At 66.7% G+C, this 20114-nt stretch carries 14 protein-coding genes, 1 other RNA gene and 1 pseudogene; 11 read left to right on the forward strand and 5 right to left on the reverse strand.

Going from position 1 to position 20114, the window contains the following annotated elements; genetic code table 11:
• Positions 1–681, reverse strand: a complete 681-nt coding sequence (locus Q9R08_RS05375; RefSeq protein ID WP_308866842.1) for an SIMPL domain-containing protein — start codon at positions 679–681, stop codon at positions 1–3.
• A 174-nt stretch (positions 682–855) separates the two neighbouring features.
• Between Q9R08_RS05375 and Q9R08_RS05380 the strand changes: the two genes are divergently transcribed.
• The 3 genes from Q9R08_RS05380 to Q9R08_RS05390 all read left to right on the forward strand — a co-directional run bounded on the left by Q9R08_RS05380 (position 856) and on the right by Q9R08_RS05390 (position 4438).
• The gene (locus tag Q9R08_RS05380; RefSeq protein WP_308866843.1) at positions 856–1899 is read left to right on the forward strand and encodes an SRPBCC family protein; all 1044 of its coding nucleotides are present in this window, start codon (positions 856–858) and stop codon (positions 1897–1899) included.
• Complete coding sequence (locus Q9R08_RS05385) at positions 1896–3374, forward strand: phytoene desaturase family protein (protein WP_308866844.1); 1479 nt, start codon at positions 1896–1898, stop codon at positions 3372–3374. The genes Q9R08_RS05380 and Q9R08_RS05385 overlap by 4 nt, the downstream gene beginning before the upstream one ends.
• 68 nt (positions 3375–3442) lie before the next feature.
• A complete protein-coding gene (locus Q9R08_RS05390; protein ID WP_308866845.1) occupies positions 3443–4438 on the forward strand; it encodes an SDR family NAD(P)-dependent oxidoreductase in 996 nt (331 codons plus the stop codon).
• Positions 4439–4451: 13 nt separating this feature from the next.
• Here Q9R08_RS05390 and Q9R08_RS05395 read toward each other — a convergent pair whose 3' ends face one another.
• Together Q9R08_RS05395 and Q9R08_RS05400 are read right to left on the reverse strand one after the other, a co-directional pair.
• Positions 4452–4961, reverse strand: coding sequence for a DUF2231 domain-containing protein (locus Q9R08_RS05395; protein ID WP_308866847.1), 510 nt, complete (start codon positions 4959–4961; stop codon positions 4452–4454).
• A 70-nt stretch (positions 4962–5031) separates the two neighbouring features.
• Complete coding sequence (locus Q9R08_RS05400; RefSeq protein WP_308866848.1) at positions 5032–5157, reverse strand: hypothetical protein; 126 nt, start codon at positions 5155–5157, stop codon at positions 5032–5034.
• Positions 5158–5247: 90 nt separating this feature from the next.
• Between Q9R08_RS05400 and ssrA the strand changes: the two genes are divergently transcribed.
• Positions 5248–5618, forward strand: a transfer-messenger RNA (tmRNA) gene (ssrA, locus tag Q9R08_RS05405).
• A gap of 231 nt (positions 5619–5849) precedes the next feature.
• Here the strand turns inward: ssrA and Q9R08_RS05410 are convergent.
• Positions 5850–7016, reverse strand: coding sequence for a tyrosine-type recombinase/integrase (locus tag Q9R08_RS05410; RefSeq protein ID WP_308866849.1), 1167 nt, complete (start codon positions 7014–7016; stop codon positions 5850–5852).
• A gap of 451 nt (positions 7017–7467) precedes the next feature.
• Here Q9R08_RS05410 and Q9R08_RS05415 point away from each other — a divergent pair, with 451 nt between their 5' ends.
• The 3 genes and pseudogenes from Q9R08_RS05415 (at position 7468) to Q9R08_RS05425 (ending at position 12655) form a co-directional block, all read left to right on the forward strand.
• Positions 7468–8244, forward strand: coding sequence for a hypothetical protein (locus Q9R08_RS05415; RefSeq protein WP_308866850.1), 777 nt, complete (start codon positions 7468–7470; stop codon positions 8242–8244).
• Positions 8244–9065 (forward strand): annotated as a pseudogene (rpsB, locus tag Q9R08_RS05420) (30S ribosomal protein S2); the annotation flags it as partial. The gene Q9R08_RS05415 and the pseudogene rpsB, both read left to right, overlap by 1 nt.
• A gap of 959 nt (positions 9066–10024) precedes the next feature.
• Positions 10025–12655 carry an AAA family ATPase gene (locus Q9R08_RS05425; protein WP_308866851.1) on the forward strand — a complete coding sequence of 877 codons (2631 nt, stop codon included), beginning with the start codon at positions 10025–10027 and terminating at the stop codon, positions 12653–12655.
• Positions 12656–13068: 413 nt separating this feature from the next.
• Here Q9R08_RS05425 and Q9R08_RS05430 read toward each other — a convergent pair whose 3' ends face one another.
• Entirely contained in the window at positions 13069–15825 is a 2757-nt protein-coding gene (locus Q9R08_RS05430) for an ATP-binding protein (RefSeq protein ID WP_308866852.1), read from the reverse strand.
• Between the two features lie 295 nt (positions 15826–16120).
• Between Q9R08_RS05430 and Q9R08_RS05435 the strand changes: the two genes are divergently transcribed.
• From Q9R08_RS05435 to Q9R08_RS05450, 4 genes are all read left to right on the forward strand, one after another.
• Entirely contained in the window at positions 16121–16684 is a 564-nt protein-coding gene (locus Q9R08_RS05435; RefSeq protein ID WP_308866853.1) for a hypothetical protein, read from the forward strand.
• A gap of 250 nt (positions 16685–16934) precedes the next feature.
• Complete coding sequence (locus Q9R08_RS05440) at positions 16935–17930, forward strand: NAD(P)H-quinone oxidoreductase (RefSeq protein ID WP_308866854.1); 996 nt, start codon at positions 16935–16937, stop codon at positions 17928–17930.
• A gap of 13 nt (positions 17931–17943) precedes the next feature.
• Positions 17944–19608, forward strand: a complete 1665-nt coding sequence (locus Q9R08_RS05445) for an MFS transporter (protein ID WP_308866855.1) — start codon at positions 17944–17946, stop codon at positions 19606–19608.
• Complete coding sequence (locus Q9R08_RS05450; protein ID WP_308866856.1) at positions 19605–20045, forward strand: lipocalin-like domain-containing protein; 441 nt, start codon at positions 19605–19607, stop codon at positions 20043–20045. Before Q9R08_RS05445 ends, Q9R08_RS05450 begins: the two co-directional genes overlap by 4 nt.
• The last annotated feature ends 69 nt before the right edge of the window (positions 20046–20114 follow it).

Consider the following 20114-nt stretch of genomic DNA (forward strand, 5'->3'; position numbering starts at 1 on the left):
TCATCGGGCGGAGAAGCGGGCCTCGACGGCCGCCGAGATCACGATGTCCTCCGGCTGCAGCTGCACGGCGGGTGCGCCACCGGCGGAGTCGCCGGCGAACGATGCCTTGGCCATCAGCATGCGCGGTCCGGGCGCCGCCGCCTCGGGCCGGTCCTGGCGGCTGAGCAGACCGAGATCTGCGATCTCGAGCGCCGTGACGTCCGACAGGCCGAGCGCTCCGGCGTAGGCGGTCGCACGCGCCACGGCGACGCCGACGGCCTCGGTGGCGACATCCCGTTCGGTCTGCGCCCGCGTCTCGGGCGTGAGCTTCCATTCGATCCAGCCGAGCTGCACACCCTCACGCTCGGCCACCTCGCCGGCCCACCACGAGAGCACGGCGAAGTCGGTGAAGGTGACGGAGAAGTCCACGGTGGCGTAGTGGACCGGGGCGAGTCGCCTGCCCTCGTTGTTCCAGGGGCGTTCGGACCACACCGACACGCGCTGGCTCGTCCACTCCGTGACGGTGCCCGCCGTCTTGCGGGCGGCGAGATCGTCGCGCACCGGCTCGGTGAGTGCCGCCATGCGCTCCACGACGGCGCCGCGCTCCGGACCCTCGGCGCGGATGGTGAGGTGCGCGATCGCGCGTTCGGGGGCGATGCGGGTCTCGTGCTCTCCGCGGACCGTGATGACGACGTCGCTCATGACGCCGACTCTACGTGACCGCATCGGCCGTGCGGAGGCGTCCGTTCTCCCCGCTCAGCGCGACGCGAGGACCCGTTCTGCCACAGGCCGGGCCGCAACGCAACCCGCTCCAGCGCGCCGGACGCGCGGTCTAGCGTCGAACGCATCGATAGAGCCGAGATCGAGGGGGAGTCCATGTCTCGCAACGTGAGGGTGCTGCACTGCACACCCGAAGACGTGTTCGAGGTGCTGAGCGACGGGTGGCTGTACCCGTCCTGGGTCGTCGGGGCGTCGCGCATGCGCGAGGTCGACGAGACCTGGCCGATGGCGGGCGCCGAGCTGCACCACTCGTTCGGCGTCTGGCCGGCACTCATCGACGACAAGACCGTCGTCGAGCAGTTCATCCCGTCGCGGATGATGGTGATGCGGGCGAGAGGCTGGCCGATCGGCGAGGCGCGCGTGACCATCGACGTCAAACCGCGCGGCCACGAGTGCGTCGTCCGCATCCAGGAAGAAGCGATCGCCGGTCCTGGACGGTTCGTCCCGCAGCAGCTGCTCGATGTCCCGCTGCACTGGCGGAACAACGAGACACTGCACCGGCTGGCCTATCTTGCAGAAGGCCGAGCCGCCGACCGTCTCGGAGCGACGACGGCCGAGAAGGAGATGGCGGGCACCGGCGAGCAGGGCGATTCGGATGCCGAAGCCGGGCGCGGTGGCGCGGACTCGGCGAGCACCGACCCCGCCGATGCTGGCAAACTGCAGGGAGACCAACTCGCCGACGCCGCGAGGGGCGGGGGCGGAACGGAGAACGCGATGTCGAAGGGCAGCCCGGCGTCCGAGACCGCTCCGGTCACCAGTACGGACGGGGTCGAGCAGGCCGACGCCTCAGGGCAGCCGGTCAGCCTCGAGGACTCGTGGAACCCCCTCGCCGGGGCCGGCGAATCCGAGCCGGTGACCTCGCCGACCGACGGCGCGGGGGAGCCCGGCACCGCGGGCACGCAGGCCGGCGACGCGGACCTCGACGACGCCGTCACCTCGGTCCGCGCGGTCGAGTCCGAGGGTGGCGTCTCGCCCGCCGAGAACGCGGGCGAGAGCGAGGATGCAGCGCAGGGCGTCGACACCTCCAGCTCCGCGACGGGCGCCGAACGTGGCAGCACTGCTGCGGAGCCGGCATCCGCTGTGCCGAAGCCGCCGCGCAATCCCGCCACGTCCGCCGGAAGCGGGGCCCCCTTAACGTGAACACCCGCCGCAGGGGCGGCAGCAGCGACCTCGACGCCGTCGTCGTCGGGTCGGGCCCCAACGGTCTCGCCGCCGCCGTGACGCTCGCCCGCGCCGGGCTTCGGGTGCGGGTGTACGAGCGCGCCGACAGGCCGGGCGGTGGCGCCGCCACGCGCGAGCTGACCTTGCCCGGTTTCCATCATGACGTCTGCTCGGCCGTGCACCCGATGGCGTTCGAGTCGCGGTTCTTCCGCGAGTTCGGTCTGCGCGAGCGGGTGGAGTTCGTCACGCCGGACGTGTCGTTCGCGCATCCGCTCGACGAACGCCATGCCGGTGTCGCCTACCTCGACCTCGGGCGAACGGCCGAGGCGCTCGGCCCGGACGCTCTGGCGTACGCGCAGCTGCTGCGCCCGCTGGTGGAGAGGTCGACGAGGGTCGCCGAGTTCACGGGATCGCCCCTCGTGCGGGTGCCCACCGACATCCCCACCGCGCTCTCGTTCGGCCTGCGTGCGCTCGAGCAGGGAAGCCCTGCCTGGAACCTGCGCTTCCGCGGAGACGTCGCCCCCGCAATGCTCACCGGCGTCGCCGCTCACACGATCCTGTCGCAGCCGAGCGTCGCCGCCGCGGGCGCGGGACTGGCGCTCACCGCCTACGCACACGCGCGCGGCTGGCCGATCCCGATCGGCGGCAGCCAGGCCATCATCGACGCGATGGTCGACGACCTGCGGGCCCATGGCGGCGAGCTGGTCGTCGACCACGAGGTGACCGCCCTCGAAGCCCTGCCCGCCGCCACGGTCACGCTTCTGGACGTGACCCCCAAGGCGCTGATCCGTCTGGCGGGCGACGCGATGCCCGCCGGCTACCGCCGCGCGCTCCAGCGCTTCCGGTACGGCGACGGGGTCGCGAAGGTCGACTTCGCTCTCAGCGAGCCGGTGCCGTGGACGCATCCCGAGCTCCGCCGCGCCGGCACGGTGCACGTCGGCGGCACGCGGGCGGAGGTGGCGGATGCCGAGAACCAGGTCAACCGCGGGCGCCTGCCCGATCGTCCCTACGTGCTCGTGTCGCAGCCGTCGCTGTTCGACCCCACCCGCGCGCCCGCCGGCAAGCACACGCTGTGGACGTACACCCACGTGCCGGCCGGGAGCGCGGTCGACCGTCGGGAAGCGGTCACCGCGCAGATCGAGCGCTTCGCGCCCGGGTTCCGCGACACGATCCTCGCGACCAGCTCGCGCTCCGCGCGTGAGGTCGAGCGGCACAACCCGAACTACCCGGGCGGCGACATCGCGGCCGGAGCGCCGAACTTCTGGCAGCTCGTCGATCGCCCGGTGCTGAGTCCCGACCCGTGGCGCACGCCGATCCCCGGCGTCTATCTCGCGTCGGCGTCCGCGGCACCCGGTCCCGGCGTCACCGGTCTGCCCGGGTGGTTCGCGGCGCTGAGCGCGCTGCGCCACGACTTCGGAACCCGAGCGCTGCCCGACCTCTCGTCGAGGGGCTGACCGCGCACGTCGGCATCCTGCTGTCAAGGGGGGACGGATGCCGCAGCCCCGGCCTCTAGCGTCGGCGCATGGACGCCGCGAACCACACGTCGACAGACCGCCGGGCGACCGGGGCCGAGGTTATCGTGATCACCGGCGCCTCGAGCGGGATCGGGCGCGCGACGGCGCGAGCGTACGCGCGGCGGGGAGCGCAGGTCGTGCTCGCCTCGCGCAGCGAGCCGGCGCTGCAGACCGTGGCCGAGGAGTGCCGTGAGCTGGGCGGGCAGGCGCTCGTGGTCCGCACCGATGTCACGCACGAAGGTGAGGTGCGTGCGCTCGCGGCGGCGGCCGTGCTCGAGTACGGCCGCATCGATGTCTGGGTCGGCAACGCCGGGGTCTTCGCCTACGGGGCGTTCGAGCAGCTGCCGGCCCGGGTGTTCCGCCAGGTCGTCGAGACGAACCTCATGGGGCAGGTGCACGGCGCCCGTGCGGTCCTGCCGTACTTCCGGCGTCAGGGGTCGGGCACTCTCGTGATGGTCGGCTCGCTCTACTCGCGCGTGGGCTCGCCGGTCCTCTCGCCCTACGTCATGAGCAAGTTCGGATTGCTCGGGTTCGCCGAATGCCTGCGTCAGGAACTCCGGGGCAGCGGCATCCGTGTGCGTGTCGTCCTTCCGGCATCGATCGACACGCCGATCTATCAGCACGCTGCCAACGTGACCACGCGTCACATCCGACCGCTGCCGCCGGCCGGATCTCCGGCCCGTGTGGCCAGGGCGATCGTGCGTGCGCCCCGCCGCCGGCGGTTCGCGACCTTCGTCGGGCGCATCCAGAAGCAGACACTGCCGGTGCACCGCCTCGCGCCGGCCGCGTACGACGCGGCGGCGTCGTGGATGGTCGAACGGGTGGAGCTGCACGGTCGGGATGCGGAGGTCACCGTCGGCACGGTGTTCGACCCGCCCGAGTCGGCGAGCCCGACCACGGGCGGCTGGCGATCGTCCGGGGGTCGCCTACTGGTCGGCGCGTTCGCGACCGCTGTGCTCTCGGTGCTGCTGGCGCGCCCGCGTGTCTCGACCGCCCGCGCGTGAACAGCGATCGGTATCAACGGAACCCCTCCTGCTGCGTACGCTCGTCTGCCACGCGCACACCGTAGCGATAGGCGAGCTTGCCGCCGAGCCATCCCGACACACCGAGGGCGGCGAGCCCGACGATGCTGAGGATGAATCCGACGATGCTCACCTCGTCGTGATCGTCGGCCGACAGTCGCACCAGCAGGTTGATGATGAACAGCACCGTCACACCGAGGTTCAGCGACATGTGGATCGTCGCCGTCCGCCGGGCGTCGGTGCCCTTGCCGAGCTGCAGGTAGTCGAGGAAACCCCAGATCGCCGCGAGCACGGCGCCGATGAGGCCGATGACGATGAGGATCCACGCGCCGCGGACGTACGGCGCCGGGTCGTCGGAGGCCAGTCCGATGACGTCGAAGATGAGGCTGGCGACCCAGGCGCCGATGGGGATGGTCACCAGGATGGGATGGAACGGGTGACCGTACGGTCCGGCGAGAGCCGACCGGGGCTGCTTGGCGCGCTGCTGTGGGGTGTTCTGCGACATGTCGATCTCACTCCTTGGGTAGGTCGCCTCAGCCGACCATCCCTCGCCCGGTCCCGCACGGGCCTTGACATCACGAACCGGATGCCGCAGCTCGCGCCTGGTCGCGCAGCTTCGAGCCGCCCTGGAGGCCCATCGCCGCCGCTCTCGAGCTCAGCGAGGCGTGCCCCGGGCGCCGGGAATGGCGGGGGAGCGGCATCCGTTGTATTCTGATGTGCTCGGATGCTTCGGCACCCGAGGATTGGAAACTCAACAGTGTGACAGCGGCCCTTCGCGAGAAGGAAACCACGGGGATGATCGGTTTCGACATCGCCTGCGAATCTGCGTGAAGCGGGCCGAGGATGCAGGGTTATCTCGTAAACGCTCCTTGCAAACCAATAACTGCCGAAAAGAAGCAGTCCGCGTTCGCCCTCGCTGCCTGAGCAGCGAGCCCGACGCCGTCAATCCGTGACTGATCCCGTCACGGGTATTGGCGTCATCTAGGGATCTTGCTGCGTGACGTCGCCTGAGCGTCACGCGGGACTCTTATCAGGATGGGCTCGTCGACTTAGGTGTCTGTGACAAAGGTCGGAGCCGAGTAGAACGCCTTCACAGACTGCGCCCGGAGAAACCGCAGTTACTCAGCGATGGACGGGGGTTCGATTCCCCCCATCTCCACGTACCGCTGTCACGGAACAAGGCCCTGAGAGCCGCGTAATCACGCGGTTGTTGGGGCCTTCGTTCGTTGTTGGTGCGATCCCTCGCAACCCAATCGCCCACAAATCGCCCACAAACGTTTGGTGCATATAGGTCGAAATGCGTGTCCGAAAGCCGCTAGTCGTCGATTTCGGGCCGGCGCGCGCGTGCTAGCGCGAGTCGGCCGTTGAGCGAGCGAAGCGAGACGAAACGCGATCAGCTCGCCCAGAGGCGCCCGACATCCGCGTTCAACCCGCCTTGATTCATCCGCTCGGCGACATCGGCGAGGTCGTCGTCAAACAGATCGGCGTAAGTGTCAAGAGTCATGGCAGCCGACTTGTGGCCGAGCATCCGCTGGACGGCCTTGACATTCGCGCCTGACGAGATGGCGAGGCTCGCGGCAGTGTGACGCAGGTCGTGCGGCGTAAGACGCTCGATGTCGGCGAGATCGAGCGCCGTCGTGAACCAGGAGTTCACGCCGTACTGGGTCTTGGCCCGGCGCAGGTGCTTCCCCTCGAGGTCGGTGAAGACGAGGTCCTCGGCCCGCTTGCCGCGGCAGAGCTGCTTAAGCGGTCCTTCGAGGAAGGCAGGGAATGGGACGAGCCGGCGTTCCCAGTTCTTCGGAGTGCCGAGGACAATCTTGCCCTCGACTTCGACGGCGGCACGCTGCACCTGGATACGATGTCTCGGGAAGATGATGTCGCTGACGTGCATCCCGATCGCTTCGCTCCACCGAAGTCCGCAGTATGACAGCAAGAGGATGAGCGTCTTGTGCGTGTCGTTGTTGGTTGCCTCAGCCAGCCGGACGACCTCGGTGTGTGTCAGGTAGCGCCGAGGCTTTTGCGACTGCTTCGGCGGTAGGTTCTGCGCTCCGCGGGCGACGTTGCGGGGGATGCGCCCGTCGCGTACGGCGGTGTCCAGAATTCCCGCGAGCACGCCCAGCGCGCGGTACACCACACTTGCCGAGCGCGGGTTGGCGCCGGCCTTTTCACTCTTGGTGCGCTTGGTCGTGGCCGTTCCCTCGGAGAGCTCGCGGATCCACTGCTCGACGTGCGAGGCCCGGATGTCGCCGATGCGGACGTCGCCCCAGCGGGGGAGGACATAGACCCGCCACGATGTCTTCAAGGAGCTGTACGACGACGGCTTGAGGGCGTGCTCCTTGTTGCGGAGCCACTCCACGCCAAGCGCGCCCACCGTGATGCGCGCCTCGCCCGGATCGGTGTACGAGCCGTTTGATCGCGAGACTTCGCTATGCGCGAGGTAAAGCTCCGCATCCTTCTTGGTGCGGAAGCCCTTCTTCTCGACCTGCTTCTGCTGGTCGTTGCGCCACCGGACCCGATAGCGCCGTCCTGCCTCTATCTCGTATGCCGTGATGCTTCCCATAGGTCCCTCGCGGCCAGAGTAGACCTGGGATGGCGGTTGTGGGGCGGCACGAGCGCCAGCTGGGTGTGTCTAGTGGATAACTGTCGCCCGTTGTCGTTTGTGAGGAACAGACCGACCCGCGCTGCGCGAGGACGGCGCGATCGGCAACGTTCCGTTCGGCACTTCGAAGCTGTATCCACCTCCGCTCAGCTTCGTGCGTACTCCACGGTCACCGCACTGCGCAGCGCCGATCGCGCAGGTCAGGCAGGGGCGCCGGCGCGGCACGGTCCCGACGTCGCAGCGTGCATCCTTGCGAGCTGTGGCGAGCTCGTCGGTCACTTCCGCTATGTCCGCCCGAGTAGGTGTCGTGGCCAATTGGCCAACAACGCGTGCCGAACAGACCGTCCGTGAGCAGACGCGCTCATGGACCAGAGTCGCAGGTGGTGGTGGTCCCTGCGCTAGTATCCTGCCTATGACAGGGGGAATCGAGACCACGAAGGACGTGCCTCTGATCGTCGACCGTGCCGGCTACGCGATAACCCTGGATGACTTGGACTTTCTCGGGCTCACTGTAGATCAGGCTGCGGACATGAAACGCGGGGCTTTGCCGTTGGGGATGAGCGCTGCCGTCTATCAGGAGTTTGTAGAATCGTTGCGCGGGGCTCTTCATGACGAAGGGGCGACAGACGCTGACGTTCGAATTCAGGGTAGTTCGGTGAAATTCTTCTCTGGTCACCACAAGGCTATGCCGTGGGACCGCGACGAGATCGAAGATGAGTACCTCAAGGCCAACAGTTCAACGACACCGCTTTCGGCCTATTCTCTGAATTCAATCCTGGAGAACTTGACGGGTCATTGGCCGGACAACTCCAATCGACCTGAGGCGCGGCCGTTCGACGCGTTGTACCGCGTTGGGTTGCACGGCGAGGCAAGCGATTACGACGTTCAGATTTCGAGCCACATCTTGGTGGACAAAGTCAGGGATCAGATCCGCCGCAGAGGGGTGAAGCCCACTGACCTGCGCGTGAACAAGCCGACCTACAACTTCGTGAAGAAGGAATACTCGTCACAGTTGGCCTATCTTGCTCAGTGGGCTGCGAAGGCCTGCGAACTCGCTGGCCGGCCTGTCACCGTCGCGGTGTTCGACGGTGGCGGACCCCCGGACGTCCGGGAAGAATTCGGAGAGTTGTCGAGCCATTTTCGTAACGACGACGACTGGATCATAGTTTCGCCCCGGGACGGCTCGTAGTGGCCGTCGTCACGATCCGCCAGCTGCTCGACAGCGGCGTGCACTTCGGGCACCAGACCCGCCGGTGGAACCCGAAGGTCAGGCGCTTCATCCTCACGGAGCGCAGCGGCATCCACATCATCGACCTGCAGCAGTCGCTGGCGTACATCGACAAGGCGTACGAGTTTGTCAAGGAGACGGTTGCCCACGGCGGCACCGTGCTCTTCGTCGGCACCAAAAAGCAGGCGCAGCAGGTCGTCGCCGAACAGGCCACGCGCGTGGGTCAGCCCTACGTCAACCAGCGCTGGCTCGGTGGCCTCCTCACCAACTTCTCGACGGTGTCCAAGCGCCTCGCGCGCATGAGAGAGCTCGAAGAGCTCAACTTCGACGACCCGGCTGCGAGTGGCTTCACCAAGAAGGAACTGCTCATCAAGAAGCGCGAGCTGGACGGTCTGCACAAGTCGCTGGGCGGCATCCGCAACCTGCAGAAGACGCCGTCGGCGATCTGGGTCGTCGACGCCAAGCGCGAGCACCTGGCCGTCGACGAGGCGACGAAGCTCGGCATCCCGGTGATCGGCATCCTCGACACCAACGCCGACCCGGACGAGTTCCAGTACCCGATCCCCGGCAACGACGACGCGATCCGCTCGGTCGCCCTGCTTACCCGCATCATCGCCGACGCCGCCGCGGAGGGTCTGATCCAGCGCCACCAGCCCGCCGAGGAGTCGGCCGACGCCGAGCCCCTCGCCGATTGGGAGCGCGAACTGTTGGAGCAGGCGACCGCCCCAGGGGTCCTGGACGTTGTCGGCGATGTTCCGGTTCAACGCGCAAGCCCGGACGCGTCACGAACCCCAATGCCTTGGCTCAGCCACCTTGTCGAAGTAAGCGACGAGCCGATCGTCACCCTCTTCCAGTCGGAGTCACCCATCGAAGGCGCTGTGAAGGAGTTGCTCGAGCAACGATTGGGTCTCACGTTCTGGACAATTCATGACCCCGACGAGTGGGTCCTGGGCTCAACTATTTTCGGCCGAGACACCGCGCACCCGGTCGTCGTCAGAGCTACGCGAAGATCAGGTGGTGAATCGGGCTATCAGCTCCAACTAGTAGATCCGCGAGGTTCTAGCCTGCTCCGAACAGAGATCATTCGGCTGTTCAGCTCGTTGCACGAAGAGCTGGAGCCCTGGGGCGTTCAGGCAGGCGAGCTTCCGAGGCACTCTGATCTGAAGGGTGAACTAATCGGCGAAGGTGCTGAGGAAGCCATTGCGGAAGCAGCCGAGGCAGAGGCCGACTGGAGTTGGCAATAGCGAGATCTGCCGAAGTCGATCCGAATGCCGGGACCAGGCGACGGCGTTCGCAACTGGCGACGGAGCGTCGTGGAATAGGCCCGACGCTTCACCGACACGCAGCTCAGCAGTGCCGGAGCCTGGCGACCTGCTAGCTCGCGTCAGAGCCGAAGTCCACGCCGACGGCTACCAAACATCTCAATCCTCGGACGCGGGAACGAGCTACGAGTCCAAAGACTGACCGACCGGCCAGGCGCAGAATCGAAACAACCGCAACCGCAATGCACGCAGGCATCCGTGGATGAGCCTGCCTGACCGAGCGCATTAGGCACCATCTCGCTACACGTACCTACAACGCACAAAAATACCTGGATAACCGGCAAAACGCGACGTACTCTGGCGCCATGCGAGGCGGGTTGGAGCGGTGGAAGCGGGGTGCTGATTCCCGAGGTGTCCGGAACGCGATCTCCTATGCGTTCGAGGGCACCTGCGACGCGCACCTCCACCACGGAAGCGGTGTGGACGCACTCGACCGGTATGGCGAAGCATCCGATTCCAGCGTCTCTCGCTTCATCGTCTCGGATGGTGTGATCACGAGCGACGAACTCGCCGCCGGAGGTCTACGGGTGTGGCTCACCGGCCATGATCCCGTCACAGGGGAGGAGCGGGGGCGCTCACGGCTGAGCCCCGACGCGGACCTCGTTCTGGACGGGACCATCAACCATGCGAAGTCGTACAGCATCGCCGCGCTGCTCCACCCCGACCTCGCCGAAGAGTTCGAAGCACTGCAGGACCGCCTTCGAAGGCGCATCCTGCTCACCTGGCAGCGGGAGCTCAACGTCCGCCGCGGCCACAACGGCCTCGTCCGCGAGGACGTCACGCGCCTCGAAGTCGTCGAGCTGCTGCACCGGCGCTCGCGTGCGCTCGATCCTCACACCCACCGGCATCTGTGGCTCAACGTGAAGGTGTTCGGGGCCGATGGGAAGTGGTCGAATCTCGACTCTCGCGTCGCGATGAAACTCCACACCGTCATCAACGCTGAGGGTGAACTCGCCGCCCGCACTGACCCGAAGTGGCTCGCGGCGCTGGCCCGCCACGGGTACACCGTCAACGAGGCCGGCGAGATCGCCGAACTGTCAGCCGCGGTGCGCCCGCTGTCTCGCCGGTCCGCGCAGATCGAAGCCAGCCGCGCACCCCTCATCGCCGAATGGTCGGCAGCGCACGACGGCGCCATTCCGAGCGCCGAGGTGATGAATCAGATCGACCGGCGGGCGTGGGCGTTGTCGCGCCCGAACAAGCCGGGGCACCTTGATGAGGAGTCCTGGGCGGCGATGGTCCGCGATGAGATCGCCGCGATCGATCCCGATCTTGTTCATGAACGCCCCGCGGTCGCGATCAGGTCGACCCGGCTGGACGAGATCGACGTCGACTTGCTCGCGGCCATGGCGGTCGTCGACGCCGACACTCGCGCCGCCACTTCGGGCGGGCGCTTCAGCGCATTCGACCTGCGGGCCGGCGCGATCCGGGCTCTCTCCCGCTCAGGCGTTGTCAGTCAGCGCGACGGACTGGATGAGTTGATCGCCACACTCGCGGGGCGAGCACTTCGCGGCTGCATGCGACTGAGCGGCGACGCTGATGCGCCCGGTCACGTGAAGAATCTCATGGCGACGGAGACGATGCGGTCTAAGGTCGTCTTGTCGCAGCGGCTCGACCGCCTTGCCACCCCCGGACACGCGTTGATCTCGAACGAACTGCATCGGGGTGCCGGCACGATCGACGGCTTCGACGAGCTGGATGCCTCGCAGCTGGCCGCGGCATCCGCAATCGCTGGCACACACGGGCTCGTGACAGTCACGGGCCCCGCAGGTGCAGGGAAAACCACGATGCTGCGGATAGCGTTCGGCGCCCTGCTAGATCAACGCCGTCGCATGATCGTGGTCGCACCCACCCGAAAGGCCGCGTCCGTCGCTACGCGCGAGGTGGGCGCCCCGGCGACCAGCATCCACTCACTGCTCGCCGATCACGGCTACCGGTGGGGAACGGACGCCGCGGGAGCGCATTCGTGGCGACGACTCTCGTTCGGCGAACGCGACACCGAAAGCGGAGTGATCTACAAGGGCCCGAGCGCGTACCCGTTGCGACCGCGTGACCGGATCGTGGTCGACGAAGCCGGGATGCTCGATCTTCAGACAGCGAACGCCCTTGCCGAACTAGCCCACGAACACGGCGTCGGAGTCGCGATGGTGGGCGACCCGCACCAGGCGCTTCCCGTCGGACACGTCGGTGCGATGGCCGCCGCCGTCCGCCTCGCGGGCGCTGCCGTTGAACTCGACACCGTGCACCGATTCCGTGACCCGGCGTATGGCGCGCTCACCCTTCGCTTGCGGTACCCGGGCGACGCCCAGCACGCCTCCTCAGTGGCCCATGAGCTGGCGAAGAATGGGCACATTGCACGCGTCGACCACCTCGATGCCGCGCGCGAACACATGATCGACGCCTACTTCGCCTGGCATGCCCGAGGCAAACGTGTCGCCCTCGTATCGGCGACGAACGGCGAGGCGAACGCCATCAACGATGCGATCCAACAGCATCGGGTCGACCGTGGCGAGCTCGACGCCAGGCACACGGCCGTGGGGATGGGGGAGCAGCGCATTCTCATCGGGGACACCGTGCAGACCCGCCGGAACGACCCACGCACTGGAGTCGAGAATCGTGCCATGTGGGTGGTGAGCAGCATTCGCGAGCGCACCCTCATGCTCGTCTCCGCCAACGACAGCGGCGAGTTGCGTCAGGTCACCAAGGACTACGCGCTCGAGCATCTGCAGCTCGCGTATGCGTCGACGGTTCACGGCATTCAAGGAGAGACCGTGGATGCTTCATTCGTCGGCCCCGGCGTCGATGCCGCCGGACTCTACGTCGGCCTCACCCGGGGCCGGATACACAACGAGGTGGTCGCAGTGGCCTCGACCGACCGCGCCGCCCAGGCAAAGATCGCTGCCAGCATGCTTCGCGGCGGAACCGAGCTCACCGTGCAGGATGCCGTCCGCGCAGCAGACGTCGAACTGCGGCGTGCGGCGAGAGCGCGCCACGAGGCCGCGATCGCTGGCCCGTTCGTCGCCCCGGGCTCGGCGATCGGGTTGTCCCGTTAGCCAGCGCGCACAGCGGGACGATGAATCGATGGTTCGCCCCGACCGCAGAGATCGTAGCGGTCATCGACGCCTCCGTTCCCGTGCGCTCACTCTTTGCAGACTCCGCTCTCCGCTCCGCTCCGAGCTGCACTTAGCAACCGCTCCCTTCGGGTACTGCGTCCCCGCTGACCGCTATGTTGCTGGTTGTCGGAGCGAACGACAGCTCTGATCTCGTTGGCTTGGAGCCTTGCTCGCGCGGAGCGGGACTCATGGGCGGCCGCCAGCGTCGACGAGCGCTGGAACGTCCTCGGTCGCGCTTGGCCGGGCCCCGTCCAGGAGGGGTGTACCTCCCCGGCTGAGGTTTTGGCCCTGGGAAACCTCGATTCCTGGTGAGATGCCTTGCGAGGAGGAATTGGAGTCCGGCGGGAAGATGTCTAGATCGGTGAACCTGCGATGTCGGTCTGGTGTTGACGGATGTGGTCCGCGACTTCGCGCCGGGAGCTCACACCCCACTTGGCGTATATATGTCGGATGTATGTCACGACGGTGTGGGGGGACACCAGGAGTTCGTTGGCAATCTGCTGGGTTGTGAAGCCAGCGCCGACGAACTCCGCGACTTGACGTTCTCGATGCGAGAGCCCGGTGGCGTCGGCAGCGGAGACGAGTCGCTGGTTTATGCCCTTTGCTCTGAATCGCTGCAGCACTCTGCTGACGTCTCTTGGTGCGCCGCATGCGTTGTAGATGCGCATCGCCTCTGTCAGTGCGCGCGTGCCGACGTCGCGATCTGTCGCGAATAGTCCGGCAGCTTCGAAGAGAAGGGCTGCCACCAGCGGACGGCAACCGCTTCGCACCTGTTCGGCGGCCGCGAGGAGGTCCGCGGAGGAATGGTCGCGCACACCTCGTACCGCCGTTGCAATCGCCGAGACGAAGAGATTGCCGGGGTTGAGTTCGGCGCGTGCCCGCGTGACCTCGACGACGACTTCCAGGGATGATCTGTCTCCAGCGACGTCGCAGAGATACGCCAACATGAAGTCGTCGGCAAAGTCAGATGGCGTCGTCATCGACGGGGCCGCTTCCCGCATCGTGTCGATGGCCGTTGATGCGTATTCGTAGGCCTCATTTGGTCGACCGCGTTCCATGGCTTCCATAGCGAGACTCCACCGGCCGGTGCGGGTCAGACCGACGCCATTGGCAAGCTGCTCGATCAGCGGTCGAGCCCTCTGGCGGATGTCGACGTCGCCTGTGCGGAGACCGATACGGTGCAGAACGACACCCGCGGTGGCGTTCATGAAGTCACCCAGCCCGAGTTGCTCTCCCAGGTCGAGGACGGTTTCGGCTTGCGTGCGTGCGTCTTCAAGACGTCCCAGGTGGTACAGCGCCGTGGATCGGACCATCATCCAGAATGCTTCAGCGATCACATTCTTGGCGGCTCGCGCTTCGGTTAGGCCCTCATCGGTGAGGACGACTGCTTCGTCGCAGCGTCCGGTGGTGTTGCGCATGAACGCCATCCACAGGCCTTCTGGGAGCCAAAGGCCTGTCGGGGTGCCTGTCTGCGCGACCCTTTCCATCGCTTTGCGCTGTAGATCTTCTGCGGCGTCGAAGCGTCCTTGGTAGAACGTCAGCACCGACTCGGTGGCATCGAGCGTGGCGAGAGCAAGCGTGTCGCGCTTCTCGTCGGCCACCTCCCGCGCCAACCCCAGAGTCTCGCGCACGCTTCTTTCATCAGCCTTGTTCGCGAAGTTGAGAGCGCGAACCGAAAGAAGCTGCACTCGCATCTCATCGGAGATCCCGGGAACGGCCAGCCCGGCCGCCGTCTCCCGAATCGCGCCGTCGAAATCGCTTTCAGTGAGTTGGCGGGATACGGCGAGGTTGATGCGGGCCCGGTCGTCGGGGCCCAGCAGAGGCCTGAGTGAGCGGCTGATCTCCATCGCGTCCTCGACGCGTCCGCTGGCAAGGACGAGGGGAAGGAGCGCGGCGGTTCGATCGGCATGGACGGGGTTGCCGGAGGAGAGCTGAGCGCCGAGGATGACGAGGCCAGCCGCACCCGCCATGTCCGTGCGCGAGAGTTGGTTGGCGGCCAGGAATAGCAACTCCAAGGATTCGGCGTCGCCGGCTTCGGCGACAGATGCAATCGTTGACGCGAGCGTGGCTACCCCCTCACCACCGCGAAGACGCCGATGGATGACTTCACGGGCCATTGCCCGCCTGAGCGTGGGGGAGAGACTCTCCGTCGCAGCGGTCTGCACGCTGTCGTGCCGGAAAGACAACGTCCGGCCGGTGTCTACGATGAAACCCAGATCGAGTAGTTCTTGGACCCCTGGCGCAGCCTGAGTCGCGGTCTGACCAAGGACGTCCAAGACGCCACTCAGGGGAAAATCGCGCCCATAGAGGCTTCCGACCTGAGCAATCCGGAGGGCATCTCGACTCACCTGCTGTAGGCGGTCACCTGCGGATGTCCCGAAGCGGACAGGCAGCGAATCGTCGTCAATATCGACCACGCCGTTCGTGGACTGCAGAAGTCCGTCCTCTTCGAGTCCTTGCAGGATTTCGAGGATCAGAAGGGGGTATCCGGCGGCGCGGCCGATGGCATTCGTCACCGACCGCCCCGGCATCGCCCCCAGGGTGTCGCGTGCGATCGCTTCTGCTGCGGTGTCGTCCAGCGGGTTCAGATCGAGTACCGTTCCGAGCTCGCCGATCTGTGCGATGAACCGTTGGTGGGCAGCGCTGTACACACCGCTGCGGGTTGCGAGGATCCAGTACACCGGGACACCCTGCAGGTCGTGGATGAGCGCGGTGACGGAGCCGAGCGAACCTGCGTCGAGCCACTGCAGGTCGTCGACGACGACGAGTACTCCGGACTGAGCCGCAGCCAGCTCCAGGCCCTCGGCAATTACACGTGTCAGCAGATACTTGGGCGCGACGCCCTGCATGATCGGGGCTACTTCTTCTCTGTGAAGCAGCGGGGGACTGGTACGGGTTGCCGCGCCGATGAGCGCGCCGAGAGGTGACAACGCTGAGTCGATATCGGGGGCGACCACCATCGTCGACCAGCCGTGACTATCCACGAGCTGCAAGGCGTGCTGCAGCAGGCGAGTCTTCCCAATGCCCGGCTCTCCGGAGAGCAGCGTGACGGAACCGTCCCCCGAGAGTGCGGCCGTGATCCCACGTGCGATTTCGGTCGACTCCGGCACTCGGCCTCGGAGGGGCGCGAGCGATCGCCCGGCGCTACTTCCTGAAAGCGCATCGAGGCCGGCTCGGCGCGCCGGCCGGCCTTTACCAAGCACCCAGCAACGTTACCGCGCTTCAGACCGCCGTGGATGACGCTTCCGTTGCCACCTCGACAACATGCGATGTCGGTGAGCAAGGCGGGGGATGTAGCGGAATTGGACCCCATCTACCGTTCCAGATGCGGGCCTCAGACCCGATGACGTGGCCCCACGTCACGCATCCTCGCCGGGCACCCGGCACTACTGGAAGGAAAATCCGATGAGCGTTATCGTTCGCGACGACCTCGTGCTTTCGCACGCGGTGGTCACCGCAGATGTCACCGCCCCGTTCGAGCACGTCGACATCGAGCAGTGGCTGAAGACCCTGCCGACCCACGAGTACCAGCGCTGTGCGCCCGGCGACCACAAGGCCGCCGGCTACACGGTCGACGATGACGGCACCCCTATGTCGATCAACGTCGAGATGATCGGCTCCGGCTTGGTGATCCAGCAGTACCGCTACGAGGTCGCCAGCCCGCACTACTGCAAGATGGTCTCCATCTCCGACGTGTACTCGCCCGCCGGCTGGACCACCACCCAGGTGATCTGGGAGCTCGGCATTGAGCAGCTCGAGGGCGACCAGCTGCGCTACGTCAACACCGTCACCTCGCACCCGACCGAGGACTTCCTGAAGTTCATCATCGGCAGCGGCCAGACGTTCGAAGACGCCGCCGCCGCCCGCCAGCACGCCTCCGGCGCGCACTGCGAGGTCGAGACGCCGCACTACGCGCAGAGCATCGCGGCGTTCGCGAACGCCCGTGCCGCCGAAGCCGCCAAGGTCTGACCTGCGTCGAGGGTTCAGCAATGACCACCCACGAGGTACACGCAGAACATCACACCACTGACGCGCACGAACACGGTGATGGATGCGGGCACGAGGCCGTCGATCACGGCGACCACATCGACTACATCCACGACTCCCACCGTCACGCGCGGCACGGGGATCACTACGACGAGCACTGAGTAGCCAGTTGATCGAAGGGGGCCACAAGCCCCCTTCGATCACGGCGGCGCTAGAAGGGACCAGCACCTCGATGTCCTCCGCGATCCGTTTCGCTCACCCGGGCCCACCCGACGTCCTGCACCTGGCGCAAGTCGACCGGCCCGTGCCGGGACCGCACGATGTGCGCATTGAAGTTGCGGCGGCGGGCGTGAACAACGCTGACCTTCTCGAACGGCGAGGTCACTACCCGGTCCCGCCTAACGCGCCGCCTGGCTTGGGGCTGGAGGTTGCCGGGATCATCACCGCGGTAGGCGGTGAGGTCACTACCTGGCGGCTCGGTGACCAGGTCTGCGCTCTCGTCGCCGGGGGCGGTTACGCCACAGAGGCGATCGCGCCGGCGGCGCAGGTGATGCCGATCCCGACCGGGTTGACGATGATCGAAGCAGCAGCGCTGCCGGAGGTCGCCTGCACCGTCTACTCGAACCTCGCCATGATCGCCCGCCTCACCGCCGGGCAGGCCGTCCTCATCCACGGCGCCGGCGGGGGCATCGGATCGTTCGCGATCCAATGGGCCAACGCGATCGGCGCCCGCGTAATCACCACCGCCGGCAGCGCGGCCAAGACGCAAGCCGCGCGGGACCTGGGTGCCATGGAAGCGGTGAACTACCGCACCGACGACTTCGTCGCCGCCACTCTCGACGCCACCGACGGCCGCGGCGTTGACGCGATTCTCGACATCGTCGGCACCACCTATCTGCGCCGCAACATGGAGTGCCTCGCTGACGACGGGCACCTGCTGATCATCGGGGGCTCGGTGGGCCCGGTCACTTTCGACCTGTGGGACCTGCTGTCGCGACGCGCCAGTATCTCAGCCACGCTCCTACGGGCCCGGCCCGCTCACCAGAAAGCGGCCATTGTCGCCGGCGTCACCCGCGATGTGCTGCCTCTGGTCGAGGCAGGCAAGATCCGTGCGGTCGTCGACACCGTCTTTCCGCTGGCTGAAGCGTCACTCGCTCATGAGCTGCTCGAGTCGGGCCGGACGGTCGGCAAGGTCGTCCTCGAGACAAGCCGCCACCAGCCCTGGTGAGAGGACCGAAACCATGGCTGACATCGCGGCCGGCACCAGCGCCGGCACCGACCCTGTTCGGGCGCTCGCGCCGTTGACGGTGCCGATCTTCCGCGCGCTCTGGATCGCGGCCCTGGTGAGCAACATCGGCAGCTGGATGCAGACCGTCGGCGCGCAGTGGTTCATGGTCGAGCAGAACAGTTCTCCGCTGCTCATCGCGCTCGTGCAGACCGCGTCAGCCGCGCCCGTGCTCCTGCTCGGAATCCCTGCCGGAGTTCTCGGTGAGCTCCTCAACCGCCGCCGCCTGCTGATCTGGGTACAAAGTGCGCAGGTGCTCATCAGCGCCGGGCTGGTCGCCTTGACCGCAGCCGGCGAAATGACCCCGTACCTGTTGCTGGTGCTGACACTGCTCCTCGGCGCCGCATCAGCTGTGCAACTGCCGGCTTACGGGGCGATCTCCGCCGAGATCGTCCCGACCCGGATGATCCCGAACGCGGCATCCCTCAGCGCGATTTCCGTGAACCTGGCCCGCGCTATCGGGCCGGCCATCGCTGGACTGCTCCTGTTTCGCCTCGGCGTTGCCTTCGTGTTCGCCCTAAACCTCATATCGTTCGCGGTGTTTCTGCTGGTCCTCATCGGCTGGCGCACCTATCGCCCGGATCCCCACGAGCCGGAAGGGTTTCTCGCTGCAACCCGTGCAGGCGTGCGCTACGTCGCTCACTCAGGCGTCGTTCGCCGGATCTATGTGCGGCTCGGGTCGTTCGTCGTTCCCGGTAGCGTCCTTTACGCTCTGCTGCCCCTGATCGCGACCGATCAGCTCGGGCTGGGTTCTACCGGGTACGGCGTGCTCCTTGCGGGGCTTGGCGTGGGTTCTGTCGCCGCCGCCTTCCTCGCTCCGGTCGTTCGCGACCGTATCGGCCCCAACCGCACCGTGTTCATCTCCTCCGCGGTGTTCGGTGCAGGAACTCTCGCTGTGGCGCTCTCTCCGGTCATCGCCGTGACGTTGCCGGTCCTCGCGGTTGTCGGCGCGGCATGGATCGGAGTCGTTGCCACGCTCAACGGCGCCGTTGAAGCATTCCTTCCCGTGTGGGTGCGGGCGCGGGGCCTATCGATCTACCAGATGGTGCTGTTCGGCTCCTTGGCGGTCGGCGCTGCGGTCAGCGGGGTCATCGCCCTGTGGATCGGCACCGTCCCCACGGCCGCAGGCGCGGGTGTCCTGGTCATCATCGTCGCCGCAACACAACTGGCCTGGCCACTACTGTCCACAGCCGAAAAGAAGCGGCCGACCGCACCGTTACCTCTCGCGGAGAACCAAGGCGCCGACATCGATATGGAACGGCAGACGCTCGTCCTCGTCTGGTACGACGTGACCGCGGCCAACAGACCAGCGTTCATGGACCAAATCACGCTCGTTGAGCGCAGCAGGCGGCGCACCGGCGCGCGCACATGGGCCCTCTACCAGGACCGTGAAAGTCCGCAAGACGTCGTCGAAGTCTTCAGCGTCGGCAGCTGGCAGGAGCACCTGCAGCAACACGCCACTCGTCCCACTCAATATGACGACGAGACAATCCGCGCATCCAGTGAGATCGCCGACTCGATCGCCGTCCACCACCTTGTTCAAATCGATCCCGACCAAACCCCCCGCGCGTCCAGCTCAACACACCGGCGACAGCACAAGAAGCAGGAGAAACCGGCATGACAACCACCATCAACGACCTCATCGGCGCCTGGAGATTTGTCAGCGCAGACGAGATATTCAGCGACGGCGATTCCCGACCACAGTTCGGCCCGGAAGCCAGCGGCTACCTCAGTTACAGCCCCAACGGCATCGTGACCGCAGTCCTCGGCAGCATGCGGCGCCCTGCAGGGAGCGCACCCGACCCGCGTAGCGCGAGCGACGCGGAGGTTACCGCCATGGCGCGCGACTTCATCGCCTACGGCGGACCATTCACTCTCGACCCCGAGACCAACACCGTCACCCACCACATCGACATCGCTCTGTTTCCCGGATGGCAGGGCGGCAACCAAGCACGGCACTTCACAGTCGACGGCAACATGCTTCACGGCTCGACGCCCCCTGCGACCTCCCCCGACGGGCGCACCTTCCACGTCGAGCTGACCTGGGCTCGGTTCTAGCCAAGGCCCTCGCCTTCACGCCGTGCTCGCGCGAGCACCACCCGGGCACCCGCAGCCTCAGCGCCGGCC

This window comes from Microbacterium psychrotolerans (assembly GCF_031085295.1).
Taxonomy (GTDB): Bacteria; Actinomycetota; Actinomycetes; order Actinomycetales; family Microbacteriaceae; genus Microbacterium; species Microbacterium psychrotolerans.